The sequence below is a fragment of the Parapedobacter luteus genome (assembly GCF_900168055.1).
GTDB lineage: Bacteria > Bacteroidota > Bacteroidia > Sphingobacteriales > Sphingobacteriaceae > Parapedobacter > Parapedobacter luteus.
Window position 1 is genome coordinate 187983 of the sequence record NZ_FUYS01000001.1, and the last position, 16566, is coordinate 204548.

Annotated in this window: 8 protein-coding genes; all 8 read left to right on the forward strand. The window is 51.8% G+C overall.

What is annotated here, in order from left to right:
* Positions 1–51: 51 nt before the first annotated feature.
* A complete protein-coding gene (locus B5X72_RS00855; protein ID WP_079714912.1) occupies positions 52–2049 on the forward strand; it encodes a glycoside hydrolase family 97 protein in 1998 nt (665 codons plus the stop codon).
* Positions 2050–2073: 24 nt separating this feature from the next.
* A complete protein-coding gene (locus tag B5X72_RS00860; RefSeq protein ID WP_079714913.1) occupies positions 2074–3423 on the forward strand; it encodes a DUF6055 domain-containing protein in 1350 nt (449 codons plus the stop codon).
* Between the two features lie 74 nt (positions 3424–3497).
* The gene (locus tag B5X72_RS20700; RefSeq protein ID WP_176146045.1) at positions 3498–6974 is read left to right on the forward strand and encodes a family 43 glycosylhydrolase; all 3477 of its coding nucleotides are present in this window, start codon (positions 3498–3500) and stop codon (positions 6972–6974) included.
* A gap of 252 nt (positions 6975–7226) precedes the next feature.
* A complete protein-coding gene (locus B5X72_RS00870; protein WP_176146046.1) occupies positions 7227–10394 on the forward strand; it encodes a SusC/RagA family TonB-linked outer membrane protein in 3168 nt (1055 codons plus the stop codon).
* Positions 10395–10405: 11 nt separating this feature from the next.
* Entirely contained in the window at positions 10406–11884 is a 1479-nt protein-coding gene (locus B5X72_RS00875) for a RagB/SusD family nutrient uptake outer membrane protein (RefSeq protein ID WP_176146047.1), read from the forward strand.
* Between the two features lie 20 nt (positions 11885–11904).
* Entirely contained in the window at positions 11905–13056 is a 1152-nt protein-coding gene (locus B5X72_RS00880; RefSeq protein WP_079714917.1) for a DUF4859 domain-containing protein, read from the forward strand.
* Between the two features lie 19 nt (positions 13057–13075).
* Positions 13076–14464, forward strand: a complete 1389-nt coding sequence (locus B5X72_RS00885; protein ID WP_079714918.1) for a DUF4859 domain-containing protein — start codon at positions 13076–13078, stop codon at positions 14462–14464.
* Between the two features lie 109 nt (positions 14465–14573).
* Positions 14574–16424 carry a DUF4859 domain-containing protein gene (locus B5X72_RS00890; RefSeq protein ID WP_079714919.1) on the forward strand — a complete coding sequence of 617 codons (1851 nt, stop codon included), beginning with the start codon at positions 14574–14576 and terminating at the stop codon, positions 16422–16424.
* Positions 16425–16566 lie beyond the last annotated feature (142 nt).

Consider the following 16566-nt stretch of genomic DNA (forward strand, 5'->3'; position numbering starts at 1 on the left):
TGTAAAGACGGGGTCATTAGCTAGGTGGACGCCAGCTTATCATACAGAACTATGTCTACAAAAAGGAAATATATAGGAAACGTTTTCAACTATTTGGTGTTCGTGTTGCTTATGCATTGGGGTATGGTGTCCGCTCGCATCAGCGATTATCGCGTGGTGTCGCCGGATGGCCAAGTGGCTGTTACGGTGCTCATTGATGGCCGGGTCACTTGGCAGGTGACCAAAGGAGGGCGGACGCTCCTGGATAAGAGTCCAATTGATGTGGTTATTGAGGACAATCGTCACCTCGGATGGGTAGGCAAGGCAAAAGGCAATACAACACGGTCTGTCGATGAGCAGGTGACCGCTATCGTGCCGCTGAAGAACAGCGTAGTCCATAATCAGTATAATGAACTCGAACTCCGTTTCGGTGATTATATGTTGCAGTTCAGGGCTTATGATGAGGGGGTTGCCTATCGATTTGTGACCGCATTCGGCGGCCGTATCGAAGTGACCGATGAACCGTTGACACTGAATTTCCCGACCAACTATCGCGTCTTTTGGTCGGATGAAGAGAACTTGGAGTTTCTCTCGCACTTCGAGAGCCTGTATACGGACAGTGCTGTAAGTGCTTTTGGACCAGACAAGCACGCGGCATTGCCGTTGCTCGTTCAGTCGCCAGCAGGTACCAGCTTACTAATTAGCGAGACAGATTTGTACGACTATCCAAATATGTTTCTATTTGGTACCGGCAATAATGCCTTGACAGCCGGATATCCGCCGGTAATCCTGGATTCGGAAACTATCGGCGACCGACGATTCCGTATTAAGAAAACGGCAAGTTACATCGCCGAAACCGACGGCAACCGGACGTTCCCCTGGCGTACAATCGCTATCGCTTCGAACGACAAGGATCTGCTCATCAATGAACTCAATTACAAGCTCGCTGGTCCACCGGAAATTGAAGATACGTCATGGATTAAGCCGGGAAAGGTCGCATGGGATTGGTGGAATGCGAACAATATCTACGGCGTGGACTTTAAAGCCGGCATTAATACGGAGACGTACAAGTACTACATCGACTTCGCTTCAAAATTTGGACTGGAATACATTATGCTGGATGAAGGTTGGACCCGTAGCACGACCGACCTTTTGCACGCTTCTCCAGATATCAATATCCAAGAACTGGTCGCATATGGCGCATCAAAAGGCGTTGGCGTGTGGCTTTGGTGCCTATGGGGGCCATTGGACGAGAATATGGATGCCATACTGGACCAATATGCAGCATGGGGGGCGAAAGGCATCAAGGTCGATTTCATGGCCCGGGCGGATCAATATATGGTCAACTATTACGAACGTGTGGCGCGCGAGGCTGCCAAGCGAAAATTAATGGTCGATTTACATGGCGCTTATAAGCCTACGGGCTTGCACCATCGGTATCCGAATGTGTTGTCGTATGAGGGCGTGCGTGGCTTAGAAAACCATAAATGGGAAAATACGATTACACCCACACACAACCTGACACTGCCATTTACACGGATGGTTGCCGGACCGATGGATTATACGCCTGGCGCGATGAAAAATGTCGTCGAAGCGAATTTTCATCCTGCATTTACGGAACCGATGAGTATGGGTACACGTGCTCACCAGGTGGCTATGTATGTGATGTACGAGAGCCCGTTGCAGATGCTTGCCGATAACCCATCCAATTATTTGGCAGATTCCCTTTGCACCGCATTTATCGCACAGATCCCCACGGTATGGGACGAAACGATCGCATTGGAGGGAAAGGTAGGCGCTTATGCTGCTATTGCAAGAAGGTATGGTGATACATGGTATGTGGCCGCGATGACGGATTGGGATGCGCGGGGGCTGTCGCTAAACCTGCCTTTCGGCAATGACCAACGGTATCAGGTGACGGTGTTGCAGGATGGGATAAATGCCGACCGTCATGCAGCCGACTATCGCATCGTCAGTATAGAGTGGAGTGGCGGGCAGCCACTGGAGGCTCCCTTGGCGCGCGGTGGTGGCTGGGTGGGGGTTTTTTCGCCTACATCGTCGAACCACTGAAAGAATTCATAATTAAAAAAGATCATGAAGCAAGATAATACATTCTTAAAAACCTTGGGCTTTATTTCAGTTGCGTCCTTATTGAACTTTTGCGCTTATGGGCAGTTGGCTGAAACCAAAGAACGGTATATTCCCCAAAAGGTTTACCGCGTACCCGAAGGCAATGACTATAACGATGACAATAGCGAGTTTAGCTATAAGCGGATGATAGAGACCCCCAATTTTGCCGCCTTTTGGGCAAAAGAATACGGTGACGACCCCATGGCCAACCCTGATTCGGCCAAACGATTCGATTTGGCGGCTGCGTTGGCGGAAGGTGAGCGGTTTTACAACTATTTTATCGACACCCTCAAGTTTGCCGACCGTGGAAAGTCATGGTCGGATAAATATAAAATACTGATATATGTGATTAGCAGCGAAGATGGTGGGGGGACTGCTTTTGGCGGCGGATCTGAACATGTCGGGATATTCTGGGCGCCCCCGGCGCGGATCAATACATATCCCTATGGCACCTTTGCACACGAATTGGGACACTCTTTCCAGTTTCTGGTGAGGGCGGACGGCGCAAACGGTGCGCATGGTTCGATGGCCGAGATGACGTCTCAATATATGCTATGGCAGGTGTACCCGGAGTGGATGACCTTTGAAAATTACCACTTGGTGAGTTTTATGGAAAAAACACACTACGCGTTTTTGCATCCAACCAACATGTATCATTCGCCTTATGTGCTGGAATACTGGGCTGGAATACACGGGAAGGATATCGTAGCGAGGCTATGGCGTGAGTCAAATGAAGGCGAAGATGCCGTGATGACCTACAAACGGCTGACGGGAATTGGACAGCAAGCGTTTAATGATGAGTTATTCGATGCTTACCGCCGGTTTATCACCTGGGATATGGACCGTATCCGGGAGGTTGCTTCTCCGTATGCTAATCAGCATCATACGTCATTGGTTGACGCGGGCGATGGTTGGTACCGTATCGATAGCGTGAAATGTCCGCAGAACTATGGTTACAACGGTATCCAATTGGCGGTGCCTGAATCCGGGACAACCGTCAAACTTCGTTTCAAGGGATTGGCTGGAGCCAGCGGGTACAGCATGCACAATATCGATAAGGCGGGCTGGCGCTATGGATTCGTTGCCCACAAAGCGAATGGGGAGCGCGTATATGGCAAGATCCGGACTGCTGCCGATGGTAAAGCGAAATTCAAGGTCCCGGATGAAACCAAGCACTTATGGCTCGTGGTCATGGGCGCACCTGAAGAGCATTGGTCAATACCGATGCGTCGAAGAGGACAACAGGGAGACGAACCCCCCAAGGAAGAACAGTGGCCTTACCAGATTAAATTAACAGGCACGACAGTACGTTAACATTTAAAGAAATGTACAGAGATTGCTCCCTTCTTTTAAGTGTCTTTTTGAGGTTTTTTTGCTTTAATGTGTTCTTGTCAAGTGCAAATGGCCAGGCACTGGCTCCGCACGAGCGGCCAAGCATGGGCAATCCCATCATACCGGGTTACTTTGCCGACCCAACGGTACGGAAGATCGGAGATACCTATTATATCTATGCCACGACGGACGGTAATGGCTGGGGCGCGGGGCCTTCGCAAGTGTGGACCTCCAAGGACTTCGTCAACTGGACCATCCAGCCCATGAACTGGCCCAATACGCATTGGTATTGGGCACCCGAGATGACCCCAGGTTACGATGGCCGGTATTACCTGTATTACAGCCAGCCTGTGCAGCTTTATGGGGCGGTTTCCGACAGTCCGGTGGGTCCTTGGTCTCCTTTGCAGCCGGAAGGGGAAGCCCTCGTTCCGAACTACAAAATTCCCGGCGTGATTACGCTTGATGGGCAGGCATTCCGTGACGACGACGGCAAGATATACCTATATTGGGGGACGTGGGGCATCTATCCCGACCATGGGTGCGCTGTCGGATTGCTGAACCCCGATATGAAGACCTTTGCGGATATCAAGCTGATCCCCAACACCGATGCAACGGACTTTTTTGAGGCTCCTTTTGTTTTTAAGCGCAAAGGCATTTATTATTTCATGTATTCTTCCGGACGGTGCGAGGACGATACCTATCGGGTACAGTATGCGATGAGCAAGCATGGGCCTATGGGCCCGTTTGTGTATCCGGAAGCGCATAATCCGGTACTCTCCACCAATAGCGATGGCACCGTGCACGGCCCTGGACATCACAGCATCCTTCAGGAAGGCGACCAATACTACATCATTTACCATCGGCATAATAATCCCCATTCGGGTGGGGGATTCCACCGGCAGGTAGCCGCTGACCGGATGGAATTTGACCATGAGGGCAACATCGTTAAGGTCGTGCCTACGCACGGTGGCGTTGGATACCTCGGTGAAAATACCATTCCTTATAAAAACCTTGCGTTTGGCGCTAAGGTGACGGCTTCTTCGGCCTATAGCGAAGCTTTTAGCCCCCAGTTTGCGGTCGATGACAACAACGGCACGCTTTGGAAAGCGGCGGATAATCAGGCTTCTGCCTGGCTGCAGCTGGACCTCGGGGAGGTAAAGGCTGTGAGGACCATACATACCCAGTTTGAATACGCTACCTGGTATTACGGGTATGTCATCGAGTACTCTGCCGATGGTGCCACTTGGCAGACCTTCTCCAACCGGCGGGACAACCGCCGCTGGGGTAGCCCCATGATTGACGAAGGCGATGTACGTGCCAGGTATCTCCGCATGACGATCGATCAGACACAAGTGCCCGGGATGTTTAAAGCCATTTGGAATATCAAGGTTTTTGCGGAAGCCGGTGTGGGCAGGCCCGTGCTGTCGGATGAACAGCCGCTTACTCCGCGGGATACCCCCGGGGGGCTGTTAATTGATGTTGATGCGGCCAAGCTACCCTTGGGAAGTATGTTGACGAAGCTGCCCAACAACGGTAGCCTGGCTGGAGAATGGAATGCTGAGGGTGCACCGTATGTGGCCATGCTTGCTGGGAGACAGGCCGTCATCTTCGATGGTAAGACCGCTTTTCGTTCTTCATTTGCCGTACCAACGACTTTGTCTGGCAATAGCAGCCATACGGTTTCCGCGTGGGTATTTAACCCTACTGTCGAGCGGCATGAGCCGCTGCTGGCTTGGACGCAAGGCGCGCAGGATCTCTCGCGCGGCATCGTGGGTTATGGCCATGACCGCGGCAATGGGGCTGTCGTCCGCGGAGCATGGCCGGATGTTGCTTACCAAACGGTGCCCGAAGCTGGCCAATGGCACCATATCGCCGTCACCTTCGATGGTTATATGGAGCGCTTGTATGTCGACGGTACGGAGGTCAATACGTCAAACAAAATGCTATTGATGAACGCTGCACGTGCATTTATGATGGGAAAGGCTTTCGGCGAATCTGATTATTTTTCGGGCGCGCTGTCCTCACTTAAGGTTTATGACCGGGCATTGTCGGCAGCCGAAGTGATCGCGGATTATCAACACGAAAACACATCGAAGGCACTGGTGTGGTTGCGTGCCGACGAACTGGCGTTTGGTGCGGTGAGCCGTTGGGAAAACGAAGGTGTGCTCGGCGGCGATTTACAAGTGGCCAGTGGAACGTTGAAAGCCAGCATAATCTGTGGACGAATAGCCGCGGCTGCCGAAAGACCAGTAACAATCCAAGCTGCGCCGGTTGCCGAAGCGTTCGGCCAAAAGCAAGATCAGGATGCGACGCTTATGGTGGATTTTTGTATCACGGGAAAAAAATCTGCGCTTTATGGAATTAGCGGGATTGGGCACCAATTGAATATTGGACAGTGGGGACAGTTGGTTGTGATGCGCAAGGATGGCCTGGCGCATGTTTATGTGAATGACCAACCGGTAAAGGTGCAACAAGACCAACTCAATCGGTATTTCGTCGACATAGAAACCGGTTTGTTTTCGCTGAACGATATGGCCGTAGCCTCGATCCGTGTATTCGAAGGGGCTTGGACGAATGAGCAACTGGCAGCAAACGGCTATCAGGAAATGCAGGTGGGCACATGCGCTTGGGGAGCGGCTGTATTTGAAGTGCCGCCGATGTTTATCAACGAAAATACGGTATTCATGCGTGCCGAGGCGATAGATGGGGTGGGTATGCAATACCAGTTTGTGGATTCAATCGGGAATGTGTGTAGCGGATGGCTAGATCGGACGGATTTTCTGGTGGTCTGCGATAACGCAGATAGGATACCCGCTTTCCAGGTTGTTGCCAAGGATCGGTATGGCTACGTGACGAAGCCAACTAACCCCATCCAGGCGGGTACCCGTGCCGTGGCAAGCCCCGCGGACTTTGCCGTGTCACACGATTTTCTTGATGACGGCGTAGTGGGCACCCATTGGGATGGCATTTCCGGAGACCGGGATGCTTTTCAGACCGTAAGCAGCGGTGGGGGTGAGCTGCAGCTTTCGTCTGTTAATACCCAATGGAACGGAAGCCGCAGCACCGGGCCGTTTTTGTACCGCGAGGTGAGCGGTGATTTCGTAGCGCAGACCGAGTTGGACGACGTCAGTGGGCGGGACGAACGGCGTGGCAGTCCGAACGAAACCGGAATCATGCTTTCTTTTGAAGGTACCGATGGTCGCCAACACCTACTGCAGAGCAGTGTGATGACCGGTTGGAATGTCGGTAATCTCGTGACGGTCATTGATGGCCGGGGCCGTCGCCAGCAGAACAATGGCCGGGGCTGGAGTTTCCATCGCCACTTACAGCTACAGCGATTGGGCTCCACGATCTATCTGCGCAGCAGCGAAGATGGCCGGAATTGGCAGGAGTTGCCCGGTAGTCCATATCACATGGATAGCCTTGTAGGCAATAAGCCCGTGCATGTCGGCCTTTACCAAGTGACGAACGAAAATAAGCAGGGATACGGCACGTTTAAGTCGTTTACTGTATTCAAATCCCAAACCGATTAAATTTAAAGGTTTATTGGTTAATATCCGGCTGTTTTTGAATCCGGATGCCACTTATATTTGAGAAGTAAATAAACGTCAAAAAGACGTTTTTAATAACCAATTTATAATCAATTCAATTGAAGGTGGTGCGAACCGTCATTAGTAACGGTTGACGAACAATTTGCTTATCAACATTAAGTAATAGGTCTATGTTTTATTTATTTACTAAATCTGAAAGTTATGAAAAGGCTGCATTTAACTAGGATTCCATGCATGCTATTCATGTTGTGCTGTTACCTGTGCGGGGCGCGGGTTTATGCGCAGAATGTGACTGTCTCGGGCGTGGTGAAAGATCAACGGGGTACGCTGTTGGCTGGGGTCACCGTCAAGGAAAAAGGAAGCCCGAATACGGTCGTGACGGCTGATAACGGGCGGTATACCATTACCGTCCGCGGGCCGGGAAGTACCCTGGTCTTTTCGTACGTTGGATTCCATCCGTTGGAGCGCAGCGTATCCTCGGGTTCTTCAAGCGTCGATATCATCCTGGAAGAGGACGCGTCCAGTTTGGATGAGGTCGTCGTGGTCGGCTACCAGAATATGCAGCGGCGCAAGATGACAGGAGCCGTTTCAAGCGTCAGCGGGCGCGATTTCGAAAACACGCCATACGCAACCTTTGACCAGATGCTTCAGGGCCGTGTGGCCGGTCTTACGGTATTGACCACGTCGGGCGAGCCGGGCACCAACAACGTGGTCAATATTCGGGGATCGAGTAACCTTGGCCTTGCGGATAACCAGTTGCAGGCGCCGCTCTACGTCATCGATAATATTATTTATGATGTGGGCGATATCCAGGCCGCTTACGGGAACGCCAGTCCACTGCAGGCGATTAACCCGAACGACATTGAATCTGTGGACATTCTCAAGGATGCGTCCGCCGCGTCAATCTACGGTGCCCGGGCGGCTAACGGTGTGATTATTATAAAAACCAAACGGCCGCCCTTGGGGGTTCCGGAAGTACGGGTGTCTGCATACGGTGGCGTGTCCAGCAGGCCGGCGATGAAGCCGATTATGGTGGGCGCGGCCGACAGGCGGATGAAAATGTCGTTGCTGTATGGCGGCGGCCAGTACGATTGGTTTTATACCGGTCAGATCCACCAGATGCTTACGGACAGCTTAAATCCTTCATTTAATAATGCCACGGACTGGCAGGGACTGTTTTTGCAGTCGGCCCCCATTACCAACGTCAACGTGAGCATCGGGGCATCGATGGAGAAATTCCTGTACCGTATATCCGCCCAGCATTATTATGAGGAGGGGGTGATGATGGGATTCGCAAACCAAAGCCTTACCCCCCGGCTTTTGCTGCAGGTGAATCCCTTGGAAAACCTGCAGTTTGAAACGAATATCTTTGCGGGTTTTACAAAAGCCAAACACGGGTCGGGTGACGATCAGAAGTATCCGTTTACCACCTGGGGTTTCCCGTCGTCTTTTTGGGAAATAGGGGAGCTGGACAGGCAGATTTATACGGGGCGCTATGACGGGCTGCTGGATGACGACCGTTCGACCAGTATAAATGGTAATGTGGCCGGTACCGTCAAAAAATTGTTTGTGCCCGAACTTTCGCTGCGGAGCCAGTTTTCTTTTAATATTAACAACAATACCCGCGATTTATACCGTCCGGTTTTGCTGACAGGCAATTACAATACGGCGCAGAACTGGGTAAACCAAAACCGGCGGTGGGAGTGGGAGAGTTACCTGAATTATGCCAAGACCTTTGACAGCGGGCACACGGTGAGCGGGGTACTCGGTTACGGGATGGAGAAGAATGTGTCCAACAATAGCCAGTTGCTGGGCAGGAGTTTAAATAACGAAGCCATCAAAACGATTTCGGGCATCGGATCCGGATCAAATCTCTACGGGCGGTCATTGATTGCCGAGCGCGCAAGGATGTCCGTTTTCGGCAGGTTCGGCTATGACTATAAAAACCGTTACCTGATATCAGCCAGTTACCGTATGGACGCATCATCCCGGTACAGTGCCGACAACCGTTGGGGGATATTCCCGTCGATCTCAGCGGGTTGGGCAGTCAGCGAGGAAGATTTCTTCAAAGACCTCGGCGACTTTATTACCTTCCTGAAAATCAGGGGCAGTTACGGTATTACCGGGCGTGACCCGGGGTCGGAATACGCGCATTACACCATGCTTACTTATGATGGTACCTATACCGGTTCTGTGTTGGACAACGGTGTAGACGGATGGCAGCAGGGACAGCTGGGGCTCCCGGCAGTCCCAAACCAAACGACGTATAACGGTACCCGGGTGGCGTACGCAAACTACGGCGCCGCGGCCACATCGTCTACCATCAAATGGGAAAGCTCTCCGCAAATGAATATCGGAGTCGACCTCAATATGTTAAATGACCGTATTGAAGTAAATGCCGATTTTTATGTGCGGAATTCAACCAATCTCGTATATGGACTGCAGATGCCCCTGACTTCCGGATACGCCACCATCGAGAACAATTACATCGATATCCGTAACTCGGGTGTGGAGCTGACCGTCAACTCACGGAACATGTCGCCCCATTCCGCATTCCAATGGAGTACCAATTTTAATATCTCCTATAACCGGAATTTTGTCACCAAACTGCCTGATGGGGGCCGGGAAATCAAAGTGGGCCCAGCTTGGATGGAACGGGCGCTGAACGTGGGGCAACCTTTATTTCCGTTCAAAGTTTGGAAAGTGGATGGCGTTTACTCCACGGATGGGGATGTGCCTGTGAACCCACTGACGGGAGATCGCATCAGGCATGGGTCCACTACGGGCACCCAGTATCAGGCCGGTGATCCGAGGCGGCTCGACATGAACGGCGATTACGTTATTGACGATAATGATAAAGTAGACATGGGCGACCCCAACCCTGACATCGTCGGCGGTATGACGCATACGTTTTCCTATAAAAATTGGTCACTTTCGGCATTGACGACGTTCGTTTTCGGACGCACGCTATGGAATGGTTATCTTTCTGACCGATTGCAAGACGCCGGCTCCGCCACGCTGTACAGTACCTGGGGTACCAATTCTGCCATATCGGGCGATTTTCAGTTGACGGATTTTTGGATGCAGCCCGGAGATAATGCCCGATTCCCCTCCCTGTTTCGCAACACGGTGGATAACTGGCATATTGCCAACAGCACGTTTGTTGAAAATGCGAGTTTTATCCGGATAAAAAACGTGCGGCTGGGTTATAACGTGCCAACGAACGTTGCAAAGCGGCTGGGAATGCGATCGCTGCGGCTGTACGCCGTGTTAGACAATATCGCCATATTTTCCTGGTCTACCGTGCCCGATCCGGAAGCGGTGGAGCCCAACGGGTATTCAACGGGTAACGGCTACCCGATTCCGAAAAAGTGGACATTCGGTATAGATTTTAATCTTTAATGGAAAACGTAATGAAAGCATTTAAATTGTGCAGTATGGCACTGCTGAATATGATGGTATTGTTGGTTTCTTCCTGTTCGGACTTTCTAGATCTGGAACCCAAAAGTGCCTTGACGGATGAAAATTTTTGGACAACACAAGGCGACGTGGATGCAGCGGTGGCGGGGGGGTACGCATTGATCCGGGCGGCCTTCAACCGGGCGGATGGGCTGTCTTTTTATGCATATGGAGACCTGCCTTCCGATGAAATCAGCGCGGCCAACGTCACTCCGTTCGGGCAGATCCTGAATGGCCAGTGGAACCTGTATGTCGCGCCGTCTGATGTGAACCACGCGATGTACCAGCTGCGTCGGTACGATAGGTTTTACCGTGTGGTAGACCATGCCAATCGCATTATTGAAAACCTCCAGAAAATGGACGTTGCCGTCTTTGACAGCCAGGCCCGCCGTGATTTCCTACTTGGCGAAGCTTACTTTATACGAGCCTTCACGTATTTCTACATGGGCCGTATATGGGGTGGGGTGCCGCTTGTTACCGAAGCGGTTGCGCCGCTGCATGCCGAAAACCATGCCGCCGCAAGACCGGAAGAAGTGCTGGCTCAAAGCCTAAGCGATCTGGAAAAGGCCAAAGCATTGCTCGCCTGGGAAAATGCGACGTCGGCTGATTTTGCGGTGAGGGCCAACAAAGGTGCCGCGTTTGCGTTGGAGGCCCACCTGCACGCATGGATGGGTGAATACGAAGGGGCGGCAGCAGCTGCCGATTCGGTGATCCAAAGCCAGCTCTATTACTATGTGTCGCGGGACAGCCTGGTATACCGAAATATCTTTAGGGGAAATTCTTCGGAAGGGATTTTTGAAATCTCCCAGAATACAGCTAACGAAGGAACGCGATCAGGTATCGGCGAGGCCACATTGGTGTCTCCGTACAACCGTCGGACGGTACCGGTGCTGGTCGTCCCGCCTGCGCGGATAAGCAACCTTTTTGACAACCCTGATGACAAGCGGCTGAAGTTTATGTTTGATACAACGATAAATAGCAGTTACGTGATTTGCAGCAAATACGCGAACCTGACATTCAGCGATGAAAGCAACAATGCGGTACCTGTTTACAAAAACAACACCGTGGTGTTCCGTTATTCCGATATCAAACTCCTTCGGGCGGAGGCGCTGGCCGCAACGGGCGATGGGGCCGCGGCCCGCGAGCTGCTCAATGAAGTACGTATGCAGGCCGGCTTGCCCGCATGGGACGGTTCGGGCTCGCTTGTTGAAGCCATTTTCGATGAACGTGCCCGCGAACTGTTTTTGGAGGGGCACAGGTACTATGACATGGTGAGGCTTTACAAGTACTTCGGCATATTCCAATTTCCATCAGCTAAAATGACATCGGATCAATTTAACAGGGGAAAGTATTACTGGCCGTTTGACCCAAGCTTGCTGAACCAAAATCCATTGCTGCGGCAGACACCTTACTGGGGTACAGTCAATTTATAAACAGATTAGAACGGATTGTTATGAAAGTTATTTATTTCCGCATAAAATCGGCAATCGTTGGTGCTGCCGTATTGCTCGGGTTTCTCGCGTGCGAAAAGGATGCCTACCTTACCGATGAGGGGCTGCACCAAGCTGATGTCAGCCTGAATACATACGATTACCTCGCAGCGCATCCGCATCATATGTTTGACAGCCTGCTGATGGTGATCGATCATTTTGGCCTCAAGGACGAAATTAATAATGCACGGACCTTTTGGGCGCCATCCGACTATTCGGTGTCCCGTTATTACCAAGTGAAGCGCGATTCGGTGCTGAATGAAAATGAAAATGCCTCGTATTCGTTTGAAGAGTTTCTCCAGGAACTGCATGTCGACTCGGTGCGGGCTTATATCAATAGCGACGGCTCCCACTGGCTGGGCACAGCGGAAACATCGTATACGTATGTAGCGAATCCCGCGGGATCTACAGGCTTCGCCTATCACAAAATACTCCAACCCAAAGGGCAATGGACGTATCAGGATATCTATCTGCTGTATTTTGTCAGAGTAAGAGGGGAGGCCGACCAAGTCGGTCCCGACGGTAATGTCAGGGTAGACCGCAATGACGTGCCGGATTTACACATTCTATGCCAGACTTCCGGCATTAAAACCGCTTCGGGGACAACGCTGAACGTCCTGGCCAACACGCATACTTTCCTCCTTGATTTTGCATCGCTAACCGACACGGGTCCATTTATCGAGGATTTGCCTGACGGTATACGGTTTACATACGATGTCTCATTCCGCCCGGCAAGCGGTTACGTCGGCACATCTGTTGTCGCCCCGGCTACTTATATCGCTGAGGTCTTCAGGCTGCAAACGGAAGATCTGTCTACCTTGCTGGGGAATTCCATTGTCTTTTATGCGATTGAGCCGGATGGAAGTCTCAATAGCAACAGCACGGCGAATGCTCCCGGCCATTGGTTCAACCGGGACGGTAAAGTGGTGGCTTGGGGTGATGAGGCGCGTATATTCTCCGAGTACAATGGCGACACCTTTACATTCAGCATTGGCCAGTATCCAGACAGGCTGGCTTCGGGCGACACGTACACCGTTAAGCAGGCTATGGTATATACCAACCGGAACAACCAGCAAATCAGGGCGGAGTTCGTGTTCAATATAACAATTAACTAACGGTTTTAATCTGATAAAGATGAATTTGAAACATATATGGCGCTACGGGCTGGCCACGCTGGCCGTGGTGCAGGGCTGTAAGCCTGATCAAATTGGATTCCTGAATGAGCATCTCCGGTACAATATTGCTGAATTGCTGGTGACACAGGGAACATCGGTAAGTACACCCCCGCTGATTGCTAACGGGAGCTCCACACCGATGACCGTGGAACTGCTGGAAATCCGCAATAAGGAGACGGGAGCGGCGGAAACGGCCTTTCTGCAACCCCACGAGTATCACGTTTTCCTGGAACAGGTGGGTGCCGATGACACCACGCTGGAACAGTTGGAAGCGAAGATTGGGACAGTCACCGAGCCGGCCTTGACCGTGAATGAAATCGGCGGAAAGGTGGCCTTGACCCCGGCTACCGAATACGTACCCCCGGGATCCTATACGCTGGATTTAAAAGTAACCAACATTTCGGGAACAAAAATTTATCCGGAAGTAATGGATATTACGTTATTGCCGATAAAGCCGGATTCGGTATTCGCCTCGTCGGCCTCAACCAGTACGATGTCTGACGAATCGGCGACTGCCGAATGGAGGGATTACTCGGTAACAACCGAATACCGGCAAACTGCTGAGAACCGGATTATTTACGTCTGGGAAGACCGTGATGGTGTCCGGTTCAACCCTAAGCAAGGAGAGGTGGTCCGTAGGGCCTCCCTCCCCAGTTTTGCCGATTGGTCGCCTTTTTTCCCGGAGGAGCTGACCGATACGGCCATCGTGTACGAGTATCCCTTCTTTAAGGGGATGGCTTATCCGCTCAAGAGCGTGGCGCGTGTGGGGTCAACCAATTACTCGTCCGGACCGGAATCCCATTACCGGATTCCGGCATTGGACAACAGCATCGCCATGAACATAAACACGATGACAAACACCAGGTTTTACCTGCCAGGTACCCATATTGTCCGGTACAGGTTGAACACCGTACGGCGGGGGCTTCCTGCCACGACGATCACGCGGGACGTTACACTGCCCGAAGGTGCCGGATATGCGGCCACCGCTGTCCCTATGGATCCGGACGAGCTGGCAGGCCTATTCGGTATTTCAGCAACAGAAATAGCCAGCCTGATGAATACCCGGATCACTTTTTACGGATTATTGCCCGATGGGACGCTTAACCCGAACAGCACGGCGGCGGCACCCGGCCATTGGTTTGACGCGAGCGGAAATACCGTTGGCTGGGGTGACGATGCGCGGTTATTCAGCGAATTCAATACATCGGCTTTAGTGTTTAATATAGGTCAGTTTCCGGACAGGAATTTCGCGGGAGATACGTTTACGGTTCGGCAGGCGATGATTTACAGGCCCGCTGGAGAAGACGCCGTCCGCGTGAATTTTGTGTTTAACATCACGATCCAATAACGAAGGATAAGATGAACGTGCCGAGGTAAGTCCACCCATGATGCGTTAGCGCGTAGTATGCGGCGTGCCAACGCATCATTTGTTAACTAACGACTAACTAACCACCTACATGATGAAAGCACCTGCATTAAAACTACGGCTTACAGTTTTAGTTGTCTTTATGACGCTTATTTTTGCTTCCTGTAAAAAAGGCGACTTAATCGGGGAAAGTCCCACAGCAGAAGAGACAACCGATACGCTGACCATATACAAACCCAATGAATTTGCCAATATGGATTTCGAAGACAGCACCAGTACCTGGAGCTATCACCGCAGCAGGCAGTCGGCCCACTTCATTGTATTCTGGGGGGCTGGCTATGGTGCCAATGACCCGAATGACGCCGCCGTTCCGGCAACGCACCGTGTCGATATTGACGACCTCTTGGAGAAGGCTGAAGAGTACTACGCCTTAAATGTTGATACGCTGAAATTCGCGGAACGCGGCATCGGCCAGTCTAACCTGGACCAATATAAAATGATGATTTTCCTGCACTACACCACCGAGTGGATGGCGTATGGTGGCGGGTATGACGACGTCATCGGTGCCCTATGGATCAGTCCAGGCACAGCACAACCCGTAGGGGCGACCATCGCGCATGAAATCGGGCACAGTTTCCAATATCAGGTACGTTGTGATTTGGGTGCTGCCCACGGCTTCCGGTACGGATTTGGCGGCAATGGCGGCAACGGCTTCTGGGAGCAGACGGCTCAGTGGCAGGCACACCAGAGCTATCCCGACCAGAATTTTGGATCACATCATTTTTCGGTATACGCCGAAAACTATCACCGGCATCAGATCCACGAGTGGTACCGTTATGCAAACTATTTCATTCACCACTATTGGGCTGATAAGCACGGATTGGACATCGTCGGCCGGATTTGGCGGGAGGCTATCCAACCGGAAGACCCAATACAAGCTTATAAACGCATTACCGGTATCACCGATGCGCAGCTGAATGACGAGATCTATGACATGGCCACGAAGTTTGCTACGTGGGATATTGGGGCATTACGCGATTTGGGTACAAATCATATTGGTGCGTTGACCTATAAATTTACGATGCTGAGCGACGGGACGCTGCGTGTCACCTATGATCGGACGCCCGGCACCACGGGCTACAATGTCATCCCGCTGGAGGTGCCCGCTGCCGGTACCGAGGTGTCCATTGCCTTTACCGGATTGATCAATGAGACGGGGTACAACCCCGTCGCCGATCCTTCCCGTGCCGGCTGGCGGTATGGCTACGTTGCATTGCTGGAAAATGGTAGCCGCGTATATGGGGATATGCACAGCGCGGCCAGTGGGACGGCAGCGTTTACCGTCCCGTCCGGAACTGGGCGGCTGTTTTTCGTTGTAACCGGGGCTCCTGCCTCGTATGCGCCACATGCTTGGGACGAAGATGAGTCCAATGATGAACAGTGGCCGTACGAGATAAAAGTTACAAATACAGATGTCGTCGGATACTTGACGTTCGATGATGACGATGAGCCGGAAGATATCACCTTTACCTATAATATCAGTTTTCCATATGACGCCCAAAATTATTCGGGGACAACCGTGAGTGTAGATCAAGGGCAGCTTGGTTTGGCATTTGTCCTCCAGCCAAGTGATATCGCTGCCCGGCTGTCCAGTGGAACGGTCACCTTCCATGCGGTAGAACCGACAGGCGTTTTAAATGCGACCACTACGGCAAACGGTTATGGGCATTGGTTTGGTGCGAGCGGCGATGTCGTCCCATGGGGTGTTGATGCCCGTGTGTTTTCAGAGTTTAATGAGTCGACCTTCGTGTTTACGATAGGACAGTATCCCGCACAGACGACGGCAGGTGCCACGTATACCATCAGACAGGCCCTGGTATATGAGTACGAGCCGGGGCGAACCGTTCAGGCGACTTTTGTCTTTAACGTGAACATCCAATAGGCAGTCAGGGCCGCATCATTTGTGGTGCGGCCTTTTTTTGCTCCGGCCTGTTGCCGCATTTTTGCAATATCGGTCTAATTTTGTCTGCCCGACCTCCTTCTACCCATCCCTTTTCCCTATACGATCCCGATAGGTATCCGAT

What these genes read in the sequence shown, in the direction of transcription:
- B5X72_RS00890 (WP_079714919.1), top strand. Translation starts at nt 14,574, where the DNA reads ATGATGAAAGCACCTGCATTAAAACTACGGCTTACAGTTTTAGTTGTC.
- B5X72_RS00880 (WP_079714917.1), top strand. Translation starts at nt 11,905, where the DNA reads ATGAAAGTTATTTATTTCCGCATAAAATCGGCAATCGTTGGTGCTGCC.
- B5X72_RS00870 (WP_176146046.1), top strand. Translation starts at nt 7,227, where the DNA reads ATGCTATTCATGTTGTGCTGTTACCTGTGCGGGGCGCGGGTTTATGCG.
- B5X72_RS00875 (WP_176146047.1), top strand. Translation starts at nt 10,406, where the DNA reads ATGAAAGCATTTAAATTGTGCAGTATGGCACTGCTGAATATGATGGTA.
- B5X72_RS00860 (WP_079714913.1), top strand. Translation starts at nt 2,074, where the DNA reads ATGAAGCAAGATAATACATTCTTAAAAACCTTGGGCTTTATTTCAGTT.
- B5X72_RS00855 (WP_079714912.1), top strand. Translation starts at nt 52, where the DNA reads ATGTCTACAAAAAGGAAATATATAGGAAACGTTTTCAACTATTTGGTG.
- B5X72_RS00885 (WP_079714918.1), top strand. Translation starts at nt 13,076, where the DNA reads ATGAATTTGAAACATATATGGCGCTACGGGCTGGCCACGCTGGCCGTG.